Source organism: Mycolicibacterium grossiae (genome assembly GCF_008329645.1).
GTDB classification, from domain to species: domain Bacteria; phylum Actinomycetota; class Actinomycetes; order Mycobacteriales; family Mycobacteriaceae; genus Mycobacterium; species Mycobacterium grossiae.
The window spans coordinates 5,580,878-5,594,729 of the sequence record NZ_CP043474.1 but is presented as its reverse complement, the minus strand read 5'-3'; the positions used below and the strand labels follow the sequence as shown (position 1 = coordinate 5,594,729).

The window sequence follows — 13,852 nt, the reverse complement described above, 5'->3', positions numbered from 1 at the left end:
TGGTCGGCGGGTCCGGTCGAGCCTACTGCCGACGAGGGCACCTCGCGGCGTGACGAGGGAGCGGCCTACAGGAAGCCGATGTCGCGGCGGCCCGGGCCGATGGCGGGCTCCGGATCCGTCTGCAGCGTCTTGGTCAGTAGTTCGTGGTAGACGTCGCGGAAGTCCGTGGTCGTCTTGAGGTCACCGTCGTTCAGATCGGTGAGGCTCGGCTCGTCACCGTAGAAGCCGCCCTTGACCGGCGCGCCCATGACGAAGACCGGGCCGGCGGCGCCATGGTCGGTGCCCTGCGAGGCGTTGGCGGCGACGCGCCTGCCGAACTCCGAGTACGCCATCACGACGAGGTTGCGTCCGTACATGTTGGTGCGCATCTGCGCGAGGAACGGCGTGACCGCGTCGTCGAACGTACGGAGCAGTTCCTCCTGGGTGCCGCGCTCGTCGGCATGGGTGTCGAAACCGTTGAGCGACACCATGTACACCCGGGTGGGCACCGCAGCCTTGACGCATCGGGCGACGACGTCGAGTTGGGCGGCCAGCGAGTCGACGTCGGCGTCCCGGCTGCCCGCGGTGGGATCGATGCCCTTGATCACCCGGCCGAACTCCGGCTCGGTCGTCCGGGTGGCGCGGTAGGTGCTCCGCACCGCCCGCATCGCGGGGGTGTCGCGCGGGTCGTCGTCGCCCAGTGCGCTGAGCGTGGCGGCGATGTCGGTCGGGATGCGGGGGATGGTCTCCGACAGCGCGGAGGCGACGCGGCGTTCGCCCACGGCCATGAGGGGAAGCACCGCGCCGACGTTGATGGCGCGCAGCGGATCGTCGCCGCCGGCATCCAGCCAGCGGCCGACCCAGCCGGTCGGCACGGGCGCCGTCGGCGATGCGGTCTGCCAGATGTCCATCGACCGGAAGTGGCTGCGGTCGGGCTTCGGGTAGCCGACGCCGCGCACGATGGCCAGCTTGTTGCGCTTCCACATCTCGGCCATGCCCGTCAGCGCCGGATTCAGCGCGAGCTGCCGGTCCAGCGGCAGCACCTCCTCCGGCGCGTAGGCAAGATCGGGCCGAGCGTCGTGATAGGCGTTGTCGGTGTACGGAACGACGGTGTTGATGCCGTCGTTGCCGCCGTACAGCGTGACGATGACGAGGATGCCGCTGTGCTCGGGCAGCGGCTGGTGGCGGCCCGCATCGAGCAGATCGGGCAGCGTGACGGCGGTGATCCCGGACAGCAGCCCGGCGGCGCCCACGCCGGCACCGGCGATCAGGAACTTGCGACGATTCATCTCGACCACGGCGAAACCCCTACACCGTCAAGTATTCGGGACTGTTGACGGCGGCGGCCACCAGGCGTGGCGGATCGTCGGCGAGGTCGGCGAGCACCGCCGCAGTGCGGTCGGTCCAGGCGCCCACGCCGATGAGGTAGCCCACCGCGTCGACGCGATCGGTGGGCGCGGCGTCCTCGACCACAGCGAGGTTGCCGAGGCGGGAGAACTTCTCCGCCGCCCACACGCGTGCGGCGGTGCTGATGGTCGACAGCCACGCATGCCCGTGCGGCCAGCCGTTCACGTCCGGGGGATAGAAGGGCCGCTGACGCATCACCGTGAGGGCCACCAAGATCGCGTCGAGCAGCTGCTGGTCTGCCAGAGGCACCTGCAGGGTTCGGATGACGCCGACCATCCACTCCACCGGCGCGCACACCATGCTGCCCGCCGCCGCGTCGAACTCCGGGTCGACGAGCACCGCCTTGGTCAGTGCGCGCAGGTCACGGCCCGGGCCGTAGGCCGCCAGCAGCCGGTCGAGCGTCGGCCGTGACGCGGGCTCGTCGGATGCCAGCTGGCGCCAGAGCCGCCCCGCCACGAACTCGGCCGACTGTGGCTGCCCGAGGACGACGTCGCAGAACTCCGCGTGGTCGAAGTTGCCGGTGCGGCCGAGGACGGTCTTGGTGGCGCGGTCGTGCAGGTCCCACGCCACCGCGGTTTGCCCGCCCGGCGCGATGTACCACCCGGTCAGCGACCGCGCGCCCTCGCGGACGTCCATCTCGGAGTATCCATTGTCGTGGCCGAGCGTGAACAGCTCCATGAACTCGCGGGACAGGTTCTCGTTGGCCTTCGCGGCGGTGTTGCCGACGCCGTCGAGCCAGTACAGCATCGCCGCGTCGGACAGCATCGCGACGGCGAGGGTGCGGAAGTCGCCGAGCTTGAGCGTGCGCAACGTCTGGTTCTGCCGGCTCATCCACTCGGCGACGGGGACCTTCTGCGCCGAGGTCGCGAAGTGGTTGTGCCACAACAGCGTCAGCTTCTCGTGCACCGGCTCCTCCACGGCCGCCATCCGGCGGACCCACCACCCGGTGAGATCGTGCATCTGTGTGCCCAGAATGGTCATGAAGGCCTCGACCTCGCGGGCCTGGGCGTCCTTGCCGGGCAGCGGCGGTGCGGGCGGCGAGGGTCGTGGCGTGGCCAGCGCGCCGGGATCACGGTCGGGATCCACGCTGAGAATTCGATCGAGGTAGGCCGACCGGTCCTGCGTCGCGATGGCGTCGATCTGGGGTCCGGTGGCGCCGAAGCCGGTGCGGCGGAGGAGTCGCGCGGCGGATTGCCACCGCGGCGATTGACCACTCACGGAACCAGACCCCCACCTGTGTAATGCGCATCACAACCGCGCCCGGAGACCAGCGTAAGGCCTGTCCGTGGCGCAGCGTCACCGGCCGTCAATATGCCACGGCTCTCCAGCGGTTCACCTGCCCGGCGACGCGTCCTCCCCTGGACGAGGGAAGGCGGCTGCGCGAACGCGTCGCGCAGCCGCCATCCCTCCGTTGCCGAGGCTTATCCCCTGTTGAACAGGCCGCCGATGGCGCCGAGCACGCCGTTGCCGGCCTGGCCGAGCTGGCTGATGGCGTTGGTGCCCGCGGTGCCGACCTGGGTCTGGCCATTGCTGATGGCCGTGCCGGTCTGGCTGATGGCGTTGGTGCCTGCCGTGCCGACCTGGGTCTGGCCATTGCTGATGGCCGTGCCGGTCTGGCTGATGGCGTTGGTGCCCGCCGTGCCCACCTGGACCTGGCCATTGCTGACGGCCGTGCCGGTCTGAGTGATCGCGTTCTGGCCCGCGGTGCCCAGCTGGATCTGAGCGTTCTGCAGCACGGTGCCGATGGCGCTGATCGGATTGTTGTCGGCCGCAGCGGCGACGCGGGCGGTGCTCTGCGGCGCCACCTTGTTGCCGTCGCGCACGACGTTGGTTTGGACGTCCGCGGAGGCGGTGCTCGCCCCGGCGAGTGCCATGCCGGTCGCGAGGACGGCCGCACCTCCCGCCAGTGCAACCCCCGACACGATGCGACGTCCGAATGAATCACGGATCTGGTCCATGAGCTGTCTCCCTTTCAGCAACGAATTTCAGGACCCCCCAGAAGTTACCGATGCGGCTGTGACCGAAACCACCAACGTCGAAAAAATTTCGAAGGTTTGTTTTTAGCTGGCAGCTAACGATCCATTTGCGGATGATCGACGCGCGCGTCAACGATCCGGCCGCCCGGCGGATGGGGTGCGGTCGGTAAGCGCGGCCGGCGTTCGGACCCTGCGGGACCTGCGGTGACGCCGTCCTGGCATCGATGCACCCCAGGGTGCTGCACGCTGCGGTGGAAGGCTGGATCGATGATCAGGCCGCGTCGTGTCCGGCCCGCCTAGATCCGTGGTCTCGCCGACGCTTCGCGAAAAGGTATTCGTTCACGGTGCGGATATTTCATTTGCTCAAGTTTTCGCCACGGCCCTGCGCTGGGAATGGCGTCGCGTCCGTATCTGTCGTTCGCGTGAATTAGCTCGACGTTGCCAGTAGCAAACTGCCCAGGGCGCGGATGCGGTTGATGCTCGGCGCGCGCTCGGTCCGACCGGCATCGATGCGTCCGCCGCGCGCAGCGACGTGTCACATCCGGCGCCGTCTATACGATGTAGACGCTATGAAGCAGACGAAGATGCGCCAGGCCTGGCGCCCCATGGTGGTCGCCTCCGCAGCGGTGTTCGCCGTGCCCGCCGTGGTGGCGCTCGCGCCGCCCGCCGCGGCTGCCGAGTGTCCGGACGTCGACGTCGTGTTCGCCCGCGGTACCGACGAACCCCCGGGCCTCGGAGGCGTCGGCCAGTCCTTCGTCGACTCCATCCGGCAGCAGGCGGGCGCGCGGTCGGTCGGCGACTACGCCGTGAACTATCCGGCGAACAACGACTTCAACGCGAGCATCGCGGCCGGCGTCGGCGACGCACGCGGTCACATCGAATCCATGGCCGCCACCTGCCCCGGCACCCGCATCGTGCTGGGCGGCTACTCGCAGGGCGCAGCGGTCATGGACATCGCCACCACCGACATGCCGCCGAAGGTCGCCGACCACGTCGCCGCCGTCGTCGACTTCGGCCGTCCCAAGACGGCGTACGCGAGGTCGTTGGACGCGGGTCTGTCGCCGTCCGTCGGCGGACGGTACGCCGACCGGTACCTCGACGTGTGCATCCCGACCGACCCGATCTGCTGGGAGGGCGGCTTCAACCCGCTCGCCCACATGGCCTACGCCCCCTCGGGTCAGACGTGGCAGGCCGCCACGTTCGTCGTCGGCAAGCTCTGAGGGCCGCGCGCCGCGGCGCGCTCGGCATCGACTCGAAAGGACGCGCCGGTGCCTCGGGTGTGGACCGGCGATCCGGTGTGGTTGCCCGACGTCCTACGCGCCGAGAACGTCCGGTTGGTCGAACACCCCGGCTGGCGGACCCGCGGCCACGGTGACTTCCGCGACGTCCGCGGCGTCATGGTGCACCACACCGGCTCGGCGCAGGCGACGGCGGCATCGATCGCCGACGGTCGGCCCGACCTCGCCGGGCCGCTGTCACAGCTGCACGTCGCGCCGGACGGCACCGTCACGCTGGTCGCTGCCGGCGTGGCCTGGCACGCCGGGGTCGGGACGTACCCCTGGCTGGCGACGAACACGGGCAATTGGCACACCGTCGGCATCGAATGCGCCAACAGCGGCACCAGCCCGACGGCGCCGCATCGCACGAATTGGCCGGACGCCCAGTACGACGCGCTGGTCCGCTGCTGTGCGGCGATCAACCGCCGGCTGGGTCAGAACTCGGCGCGGACGATCGGCCACAAGGAGTACGCCGGTCGCGCACAGGGCAAGTGGGATCCGGGTGCCATCGACATGGACCTGCTGCGTGCCGACGTGCAGGCGCGGATCGGGACGCTCACCGACTCGACGTCCACCCCGCGACCGCCGGTTCCGGTCGGCGAGTATGCCGACGTGCTCCTCTACCGCGGCGTCGTCGGCGCTCAGGTCGCCGAACTGCAGCGACGTCTGCGGGCTGCCTACCGTGCCTACGCCGGCGACCTCGCCATCGACGGCGTCTATGGCGCCGCGACCGAGGCGGCCGTGCGCGAGTTCCAGCGTCGCACAACGGGTCTGACGGTCGACGGCGTCGTCGGTCCCGCCACGGCGGCGGCGCTGCGCCTGCGCCTCGTCGGCTAGCCGCTCACCGGGGGATGGGGCACCAGGGTCGCCACCCGGGCGAGCACCTCGAGGTGCTCATCCACCGTCCGCAACCCGGCGCCCATGGTGTTCACCGACACGTGCGACGCACCGGCCTCCGCCCACGCGGCCAGCTCGGCTGCCACGGCGTCCTCGTCACCGGTCCAGGACACCCGGCCCTCCATGCCGATGGCCGCGGGGTCGCGCCCTGCATCGGTGGCCGCCCGGTCCACGATCGTGCGGGCCTCGTCGAGCCGTGGCCCAGGTTCGACCATCGGAAACCACCCGTCGGCGATGCGTCCCACCCGGCGGTAGCCCGGCGCGGACGCCGTTCCCAGCCACACCGGGATCGGACGCTGCACCGGTAGCGGTGCGATGCCCGCGGCGGTGATGTGGTGGTGCTCGCCCTCGACGGTCACCACCTGCTCGGTCCACAGGCGGCGCAGCACCTCGATCTGTTCCACCGAGCGCGCGCCGCGATTGGAGAAGTCCTCGTTCAAGGCTTCGTACTCGACGGCGTTCCAGCCGACTCCGACGCCGAGGCGCAGGCGGCCGCCGGTCAGCAGGTCCACCTCGGCGGCCTGCTTGGCGACCAGCGCGGTCTGCCTTTGCGGGAGGATGATCACGCCGGTGACGAGTTCGACGGACTGCGTCACCGCCGCCAGGAACCCGAACAGCACGAATGGCTCGTGGAACGTGGTGTGGACGTCGTACGGCCAGTTCCAGGGGGCGTGCGCCGTCGCGTCCGCGCCGAGGACGTGGTCGTACACCAGGACGTGGGCGTACCCGAGGCTCTCCACCCGTTCGCCGTAGGCCCGGACCGCCCCGGGATCGCCGCCGAGTTCCGTCTGCGGGAACACCACTCCTACGCGCATGCACGACTCCTTCGCTCGCTCGACCCCCGCACCTACGACGCCGCGACGCCGCCGCTGATTCCCGTCAGCGCGAGCAGTCGAGCGTCACCGCGATGGTGCGCTTGACGACGACCTCGATGAGGTCGTCGCCGAAGCGCTCAAGGCGCTTCTGTTCGCGGCCCTTGCCGATCGAGGACACCTCGCATTGGTCGATCGGCGCACTGCCGATGCGGCTGGTCTTCACCTCGAAGCCCTGCGCCTCCAGTTGCGCGATGGTCAACTCCGCCGATGAGGCCGCCAGCGCCGGTGTGGCGGGGCCGAGCAGCGCAGCGGCGGCCGCCGCGCCCGTCGCCAGTGTGGTGATGATGGTGGTCTTCACGTCCGTCTCCTTCTCGCCATCCGACGGATCCTCGTGGCCCGTCGTCGGCTTCGATGCTGTCCCGGAGCCCGGTGTCCGCGCATGAAGGCCGTGTGGAGATCCCGTGGAGATCGACCGCAGGTCCGCGCCGCGCCGGTCGCCGGCGACCGAAACGTCCGCGAGGCGCCGCCGCCGCGGGCTAGCGTGTGACGTCCGCACACGGCGACGAGGAGACGGAGCATGCGAACCGGCAGGGCACGGCAGCACCATCGACGGGTGGCGGTCGCCGTCATCGCACTCGTCGCGGGCGCACTCGGCATGGCGACGCTGGTCGCGCCGCACGCGCGCGCCGACGGCGAGAACTACGTGATCGCCACCGACACGACGTTCGCGCCCTTCGAATTCCAGGACGGCAGCGGCAATCTCGTCGGCATCGACATGGACCTGATCCGCGACATCGCGAAGGACCAGAACTTCTCCGTCGACATCAAACCGCTCGGCTTCGACGCCGCGCTGCAGGCCGTCCAGGCCAACCAGGCCGCGGGCGTCATCGCCGGCATGTCGATCACCGACGAACGCAAGAAGGTGTTCGACTTCTCCGACCCGTACTTCGAGTCCGGCGTGCAGATGGCGGTGTTGGACGACAACGACGACATCAAGAGCTACGAGGACCTCAAGGGCAAGCGCGTCGCGGTCAAGAACGGCACCGAGGGGGCCGAATTCGCCGAATCGATCCGCGCGAAGTACGGCTTCGAGGTGGTGTCCTTCGCCGATTCCGCATCGATGTTCGAGGAGGTGAAGACCGGTAACTCGGTCGCGATCTTCGAGGACTATCCGGTGCTGAACTACGGCATCCAGCAGGGCAACGGGTTCAAGACGGTGACGCCCAAGGAGAAGGGCTCCAGCTACGGCTTCGCGGTCAACAAGGGCCAGAACCCGCAGCTGCTGCAGCAGTTCAACGAGGGGCTGAAGAACCTCAAGTCCTCCGGCCGCTACGACGAGATCATCGAGAGCTATCTCGGCGAGTCGGCCAACGACGCCGACAACTCGTTCTTCGGCTTGCTCGCCAGCACGTTCCCCATCCTGATGCAGGGCCTGAAGATGACGCTCATCCTGACCGTCGTCTCGATCGCCATCGCACTGGTGCTCGGCATCGTCTTCGGGTTGTTCCGCGTCTCGCGCTCGATCTGGCTCCGTGCGATCGGCACCACCTACGTCGACGTCTTCCGCGGCACACCGCTTCTGGTGCAGGCGTTCTTCATCTACTTCGGCATCCCGTCGGCGCTCGGCTTCCAAATGACCGCGCTGACCGCCGGCATCATCACGCTGTCGCTCAACGCCGGGGCGTACATGACCGAGATCGTGCGCGGCGGAATCCAATCGGTCGACAAGGGGCAGATGGAGGCGGCCCGTAGCCTCGGCATCGGCTACCTGCCGACGATGCGCAAGGTCATTCTGCCGCAGGCGATCCGCACGATGATCCCGTCGTACGTCAACCAATTCGTCATCACGCTGAAGGACACGTCGATCCTGTCGGTGATCGGCATCGCCGAGCTGACGCAGACCGGCCGCCTGATCATCGCCCGCAACTATCAGTCGTTCACCATGTGGCTGATCATCGGCATCGTGTACTTCGTCGTCATCATGGCGCTGACCAAGCTGTCGGACAGGATCGAGCACCGGCTCGTGGGAGGAAGGGCGAAATGAACCAGCTCGTACCGGACGCCGCGGCCGCCGAGGCCGAGGGCACCGTCAAGATCCGCATCGAGGGACTGCGGAAGTCCTTCGGTGACCTGGTGGTGCTCGACGGCATCGACACGACGGTCACCCACGGCGAGGTGGTCTGCGTGATCGGCCCGTCGGGCTCGGGCAAGTCGACGTTCCTGCGCTGCCTCAACAAGCTGGAGGACATCTCCGGCGGCCGGGTGATCGTCGACGACTTCGACCTCACCGACCCCAAGGTGGACCTCGACGAGGTGCGCCAGCACATCGGCATGGTGTTCCAGCACTTCAACCTCTTCCCGCACATGACGGTGCTGCAGAACGTCACGCTGGCGCCGCTGCTGACCAAGAAGATGGACAAGGGCGCCGCGGAGAAGCGGGCGCTCGAGTTGCTCGCGCAGGTGGGCCTCGCCGAGAAGGCCCACGTGAAACCGGCGACGCTGTCCGGCGGGCAGAAGCAGCGCGTGGCCATCGCCCGTGCGCTGGCCATGAACCCGTCGATCATGCTGTTCGACGAGGCCACCAGCGCGCTGGACCCGGAGATGGTCGGCGACGTGCTGGAGGTGCTGCGCGAATTGGCCAACGGCGGCATGACGATGGTCGTGGTGACCCACGAGATGGGCTTCGCGCGGGAGGTCGCCTCCCGCGTGCTGTTCATGGCCGACGGCGTCATCGTCGAGGACGACACCCCGGCCGAGGTGTTCGACAACCCGAAGCACCCGCGGCTTCGGGAATTCCTGTCGAAGGTGCTCTGAGCCCGCCGAACCATGCACGCCCGTCGACTGGGCCGACCGGACACCCGTTCCGTGGGACGATTCCGGGCGTGACCGAGGACGATCCCGAGGCGCGGATCCGACAGCTGGAACAGCCCCTCAGCGAGATGGCTCGGGCGTCCGAGATCGACGCCACGCGCGCCGCCGACGTCGCCTACGTGCCGCCCGACGCCGGCTCCTACCCGCCGCCACCCGGTTACCCGCCGCCTCCCGATTACCCGCCGCTCGGCTACCCGTCCTGGACGCCGCCGACGGTGCCGTACCCCGAGCCGGGCGGCGTCACCTCCACGACGTCCGGAAACCGGGCCGCCGTCGTCGTGCCCATCGCCATCGCGGTGCTGGCAGTCACGATCGCCGGGGTCGTCACCTTCTTCCTGATGAGCCGCGACGGTCCGACCGCACCGGGTCCGCGACCGGACATCGCCGGCGGCGGCGCGACGCTGGCGCCGGATGAGCGGATCGCGCCCGGCGGCGGCACGACGCCAACGCCGGGTCGGACCGCACCGTCCGTGCTGCCCTCCATGCCGCCCGCGTCGCCGACCGCGCGGACGGCGCCCCCCGGCAGCACCATCACCGTCTCGGGCATCGAGGACGCGCACGTCGTGCTCTGCGACGACAACCTCGTCAGCATCAGCGGCGTGGAGAACACCGTCACCATCACGGGACGGTGCACGGCGGTGAACGTGTCGGGCATGAACAACGTGGTGAACCTCGACGCCAGCGTGACGATCAGCGTGTCGGGTTTCGACAACCGCGTCGTCTTCCGCGACGGCGATCCCGAAGTCGCCACCTCCGGCTCGGGCAACACCGTCGAACGCGGTTGAGCCACCACTCTCGCGGTGAACGTCCGGTGAACGAAGCGCGGCCGGCAAACCCTTCGCCCCGCGGCCCGGCCATCACGGGCAGCCCCGCGGACCTCCTCTGTCACATGCGTCAATCACGCCGCAGGAGTTCGTGCCCGGGGCGCCGTGTCGCCCTGTGATCTAGCACTCACTTGCTCGTCGAAGGTTAAGAATCGGCGTTACGGGTGGCCTTCGCCACTCCGCGAACTGCCGTTGCGCTGACCCGAAAACCGCTGTTACAGCGGTGAAGACGCGTTGCTGGCTCGACATAACAACTCGATAACGAAGAGTTTTCTAAGCGAGTACTGAGAGGTTTCGAACGCGTGCGCCACTGCGGCTCTCATGGCACCTTGGAACGTCGGATTCCGTCGCTACACTCGACGAAGACCGCCCCGAGGTTGGGCGTTGACCGACTCGAAATCTAGGCCGGCGCAGACGAAGCCGGCGGAGGTGTCACACAGAATGGCTAATGGCTTCGTGCGCGCTGACGGTGCGACCGCCACCACGGCGACGGTGAGCCAGCAGACGACGGACTCGCAGGCGACTGCGTCCGTGGGACACGGACCAATCGCCGACATGGCGGTCGACGGCGCGAATCTGGTCGTCACCAACTACGGCGATCACTCGGTGGCCGTCCTCGACGCTCGCGACCTGAGTGTCCGCGGCGGGATGAGCGCACGCGAGCCGTTCGCGCTCGCCGTGGCCGGCGACCGCGCCTACGTCGGCGTCGCGTCCATCTCCTACGACGCGGTCGCGGTGTTCGACACCCGCAACGGCTCCGTCACGAAGTCGTTCCCGCTGTCCTACAGCGTGACCGCGATGACCACGAGCCCCGACGGCAAGCGCATCTTCGCGGGTCGCGCCGCCGACGGTGGCGTGGACGTCGCCGTCATCGACGTGGTCACCGGCCGCACCGGCACCATCTTCCTCGCCAAGGGCGAGGACGTCCAGATCGACGCCATGCAGGTCGACCCGGCGGGCCGCCGCCTCTATGCCGCCACGTCCGACGCGCGCGGGAGCCGCCTCGTCATCGTCGACCTCGACAGCGGACGCGTGCAGCGGACGGTGGAGATCGGCGCGGCGATCCGTGGTCTGGCCATCGGCCTGGACAGCACCGCCTACGTGCTGACCTCCGACCTGAACGATCGCGGTGTCCTGCACGTCGTCGACCTGGTGGCCGGCCGCATCATGGCCAGCGCCGAGGTCGCCACGCTGCCGACGCAGCTCGCCCTGTCGGTCGACGGCACCCGCGCCTACGTCGTCGACTACGACCGCGTGCTGGTGCTCAGCACCTCGACTCTGGACGTCATCGACACCATCACGGTGGGCGCCCGGCCGTCCTGCGTGGCCGTCGGACTGCACCGGCTCTACGTCGCCGACTACGACGGCGCCGTCACCGCGTTCGCCGTTGCCGCGCCGGCCCCCATGGTGTACGCGCCGATGATGGCCGCCAACCCGGCCGCCGCGCCGACGGTGCGCGAGCTGGCCCCGGCCTGACCGGTCAGCGCCACTGGTAGCGGGTCTTCGGCCGGCCCTTGCCGTAGTCCGTCAGTCGCGTGATGGTGCCGTCGTCGGCCAACCGCTCGAGGTACCGCCACGCCGTCACCCGCGACACCCCCACGCGTCTGGCCACCTCGTCGGCGGTCAGGCCGTCATCGGTGTCCCGGACCGCGCGGGCGATCTCGTCGTGGGTCGCCGGTGCCGCGCCCTTCGGGGACGCGTACTTGTCCGTCGCCACCCGCAGTTCGGCCAGCGCCCGGTCCACCTCCGCCTGGCTGGCGGCGTCCACGCCCGCCGGCAGCGCGGTGCGGTAGCGCTGGTAGCGCTCCAGCCGGTCGCGAAAAGCGGCGAAGGTGAACGGCTTCAGCAGATATGCCAGCGCCCCGTGCGCCACCGCGGCGCGCACCATCTCGAGGTCGCGCTCCGAGGTGATCGCGATGATGTCGGGCGCCGGACGCAAGCCCGCCAACGCCGACGCCAGGCTGATCCCGCTGGCGTCGGGCAGTCCGATGTCCAGCAACACCAGGTCAATCGGCGCGTCCCCGGTGGTCGCCGCGGTGGCGGCCTGCATCGCATCCCGTGCGGTGTGTACCACCCCGGCGGCCGAAAACCCTTCCAGCCGTTGCAGATACGTCAGGTGCGCCTCGGCGATCAGGACGTCGTCCTCGACGATGAGCACGCGGATCACGAGGCGCCGCCCGGCACCGTCACGGTGACCACCGAACCGTAGGTCACGTCGGCGGTCAGCGTGCCGCCGCGGCGTTTCACCACCTGCGCCACCAGAGCCAGACCCAGGCCGTGCTGACCGGCGTCGTCGCCCGACTTCGTCGAGTACCCCCGTTGCATCGCCCGGGCGAACGTGTCCGCGTCCATGCCGGGGCCGCTGTCGGCCACCCGGATCACCAGCGCCGCGGCGTCCAGGGTCACGGTCACCTCCACCCACGGGTCGTCGCGGTCGCACGCCTCCATGGCATTGTCGACGAGATTGCCGAGCACGGTGACGATCTCCTGCGCCGAGAGCGGGAGTTCGTCGCTCGACGACGGCAGGTGGGTGTCCTCGGTGACGGTCAGCGCGATGCCGCGCTCGTCGGCCTGGGCGGTCTTGCCGAGCAGCAGCGCGACCAGCGCCGGTTCGCCGACGTCGGCGGACAACCGGTCGACCAGCCGCTGCGACAGCGCCAGTTCCTCCGTCGCGAAGGTCACCGCATCGGCGGGGCGACCCATCTCCACCATCGTGATCACCGTGTGCAGCTTGTTCGCCGCCTCGTGCGCCTGGGCGCGCAGCGAATCGGTGAGCACCTGCAGCGACGTCAGTTCCCCGAGCGCACCCTGCAATTCGGTGCGGTCGCGGACGGTCACCACCTCCGAGCGCTGCCCCAGCACGCGGGACCGGTTGACCACCAGCACGCGCTCGTCGGTCACGTGCACCTCGTCGCGCACGCCCGGTTCGGCGTCGCGCAGGAACTCCGGCAGGTCGTCGGCGCTCACCCGCCCCGCGGGCAGGCCGAGCAACCGACGGGCTTCGTCGTTGGCCAGCACCACGCGGTCGCCGTCGAGCACGATGAGACCCTCGGACACGGAGTGCAGGATCGCGTCGTGGTGTTCGTACATCACGCGCAGTTCGTCGGGCCGCAGACCGTGCGTCTGCCGTAGCAGGCGCCGGCGAATCGCCCACACGCCGACGAGCGACACCGCCAACGCGCCGGCACCGACGGCGAGGATCGCCGGGATCTGTTCGCGCCACCGCTGCGCCAGGGTCTGCTGCGTGATGCCCGCCGACACCAGGCCCACGACGCGACCGTCGCCGCCGCGCACCGGCGCCACGGCGCGCACCGACGGGCCGAGCGTGCCGGTGTACACCTCGGTCAGCGTCTCGCCGCGCAGCGCCGGTGCGATCGTGCCGAGATACGTGCCGCCGATCTGTCGGGGATCGGTGTGAGTGAAGCGCGTGCCGTCGGGCGCCATGATCGTGATGAAGGCGATCTGGGTGTTGGTCCGCACGGCCTCGGTCACCGGCTGCAGTACCTCGGTGGCCCGGCCGGACTCGATCGCCGCAGCCGTCGACGGCGCGTCGGCCAGCGCCGTCGCGATGCTCACCACTTGCTGACGAGCAGCCTCCTCACCGTCGTGCCGTGCGTCGAGCAGCGCCAACGCGCTGCCGACCAGCACGACCACGGTGATGACGACGACCTGCAGCGCGATGGCCTGGCCGGCCAGCGAGCGCGGCCACCAGCTGCGCACGGCGCACCTCCACTGCCGAAACGTTCACGACACGAACTAAATGAACAAAAGCGTGACCTGGGTCACCTGAGGGAACACCATCCTTG

Annotated in this window: 13 protein-coding genes; 6 read left to right on the top strand and 7 right to left on the bottom strand. The window is 69.5% G+C overall.

Going from position 1 to position 13,852, the window contains the following annotated elements; translation table 11 throughout:
* Nucleotides 1-65 precede the first annotated feature (65 nt).
* From FZ046_RS26750 to FZ046_RS26740, 3 genes are all read right to left on the bottom strand, one after another.
* The gene (locus FZ046_RS26750; protein ID WP_083298020.1) at nucleotides 66-1,277 is read right to left on the bottom strand and encodes a DUF1501 domain-containing protein; all 1,212 of its coding nucleotides are present in this window, start codon (nucleotides 1,275-1,277) and stop codon (nucleotides 66-68) included.
* A 10-nt stretch (nucleotides 1,278-1,287) separates the two neighbouring features.
* Nucleotides 1,288-2,604, bottom strand: a complete 1,317-nt coding sequence (locus FZ046_RS26745; protein WP_070351803.1) for a DUF1800 domain-containing protein — start codon at nucleotides 2,602-2,604, stop codon at nucleotides 1,288-1,290.
* 203 nt (nucleotides 2,605-2,807) lie between these two features.
* Complete coding sequence (locus tag FZ046_RS26740; RefSeq protein WP_149484347.1) at nucleotides 2,808-3,308, bottom strand: hypothetical protein; 501 nt, start codon at nucleotides 3,306-3,308, stop codon at nucleotides 2,808-2,810.
* Nucleotides 3,309-3,931: 623 nt separating this feature from the next.
* On the opposite strand from FZ046_RS26740, the gene FZ046_RS26735 reads away from it, so the two are divergent.
* Both FZ046_RS26735 and FZ046_RS26730 read left to right on the top strand, forming a co-directional pair.
* Nucleotides 3,932-4,582 carry a cutinase family protein gene (locus FZ046_RS26735; RefSeq protein ID WP_281288483.1) on the top strand — a complete coding sequence of 217 codons (651 nt, stop codon included), beginning with the start codon at nucleotides 3,932-3,934 and terminating at the stop codon, nucleotides 4,580-4,582.
* 48 nt (nucleotides 4,583-4,630) lie between these two features.
* Nucleotides 4,631-5,476 carry a peptidoglycan recognition protein family protein gene (locus FZ046_RS26730; protein WP_070351801.1) on the top strand — a complete coding sequence of 282 codons (846 nt, stop codon included), beginning with the start codon at nucleotides 4,631-4,633 and terminating at the stop codon, nucleotides 5,474-5,476.
* On the opposite strand, the gene FZ046_RS26725 is transcribed toward FZ046_RS26730, so the two are convergent.
* Together FZ046_RS26725 and FZ046_RS26720 are read right to left on the bottom strand one after the other, a co-directional pair.
* Nucleotides 5,473-6,351, bottom strand: a complete 879-nt coding sequence (locus FZ046_RS26725; protein ID WP_070351800.1) for an LLM class F420-dependent oxidoreductase — start codon at nucleotides 6,349-6,351, stop codon at nucleotides 5,473-5,475. The genes FZ046_RS26730 and FZ046_RS26725 overlap by 4 nt on opposite strands.
* Before the next feature lie 64 nt (nucleotides 6,352-6,415).
* Nucleotides 6,416-6,709, bottom strand: a complete 294-nt coding sequence (locus FZ046_RS26720; RefSeq protein ID WP_070351799.1) for a hypothetical protein — start codon at nucleotides 6,707-6,709, stop codon at nucleotides 6,416-6,418.
* 219 nt (nucleotides 6,710-6,928) lie between these two features.
* On the opposite strand from FZ046_RS26720, the gene FZ046_RS26715 reads away from it, so the two are divergent.
* The 4 genes from FZ046_RS26715 (at nucleotide 6,929) to FZ046_RS26700 (ending at nucleotide 11,522) form a co-directional block, all read left to right on the top strand.
* Nucleotides 6,929-8,395 carry an amino acid ABC transporter substrate-binding protein/permease gene (locus FZ046_RS26715; protein ID WP_070351798.1) on the top strand — a complete coding sequence of 489 codons (1,467 nt, stop codon included), beginning with the start codon at nucleotides 6,929-6,931 and terminating at the stop codon, nucleotides 8,393-8,395.
* Nucleotides 8,392-9,165, top strand: a complete 774-nt coding sequence (locus FZ046_RS26710; protein ID WP_070351797.1) for an amino acid ABC transporter ATP-binding protein — start codon at nucleotides 8,392-8,394, stop codon at nucleotides 9,163-9,165. Before FZ046_RS26715 ends, FZ046_RS26710 begins: the two co-directional genes overlap by 4 nt.
* A gap of 68 nt (nucleotides 9,166-9,233) precedes the next feature.
* Nucleotides 9,234-10,007, top strand: a complete 774-nt coding sequence (locus FZ046_RS26705; RefSeq protein ID WP_083298019.1) for a DUF3060 domain-containing protein — start codon at nucleotides 9,234-9,236, stop codon at nucleotides 10,005-10,007.
* A gap of 570 nt (nucleotides 10,008-10,577) precedes the next feature.
* Nucleotides 10,578-11,522 carry an MmpL3/TtfA transport complex stabilizer gene (locus tag FZ046_RS26700; RefSeq protein WP_246182868.1) on the top strand — a complete coding sequence of 315 codons (945 nt, stop codon included), beginning with the start codon at nucleotides 10,578-10,580 and terminating at the stop codon, nucleotides 11,520-11,522.
* A 4-nt stretch (nucleotides 11,523-11,526) separates the two neighbouring features.
* Here FZ046_RS26700 and FZ046_RS26695 read toward each other — a convergent pair whose 3' ends face one another.
* Together FZ046_RS26695 and FZ046_RS26690 are read right to left on the bottom strand one after the other, a co-directional pair.
* Nucleotides 11,527-12,213 (bottom strand): response regulator, encoded by a 687-nt coding sequence (locus FZ046_RS26695; RefSeq protein WP_070351794.1) that lies wholly within the window; start codon nucleotides 12,211-12,213, stop codon nucleotides 11,527-11,529.
* Nucleotides 12,210-13,766 (bottom strand): sensor histidine kinase, encoded by a 1,557-nt coding sequence (locus FZ046_RS26690; protein WP_070351793.1) that lies wholly within the window; start codon nucleotides 13,764-13,766, stop codon nucleotides 12,210-12,212. The genes FZ046_RS26695 and FZ046_RS26690 overlap by 4 nt, the downstream gene beginning before the upstream one ends.
* Nucleotides 13,767-13,852: the final 86 nt, after the last annotated feature.

Bases quoted from the DNA above. Each gene is read 5' to 3' on its own strand.
- FZ046_RS26735 (WP_281288483.1), top strand. From the start codon at position 3,932: ATGAAGCAGACGAAGATGCGCCAGGCCTGGCGCCCCATGGTGGTCGCC.
- FZ046_RS26725 (WP_070351800.1), bottom strand. From the start codon at position 6,351: ATGCGCGTAGGAGTGGTGTTCCCGCAGACGGAACTCGGCGGCGATCCC.
- FZ046_RS26715 (WP_070351798.1), top strand. From the start codon at position 6,929: ATGCGAACCGGCAGGGCACGGCAGCACCATCGACGGGTGGCGGTCGCC.
- FZ046_RS26710 (WP_070351797.1), top strand. From the start codon at position 8,392: ATGAACCAGCTCGTACCGGACGCCGCGGCCGCCGAGGCCGAGGGCACC.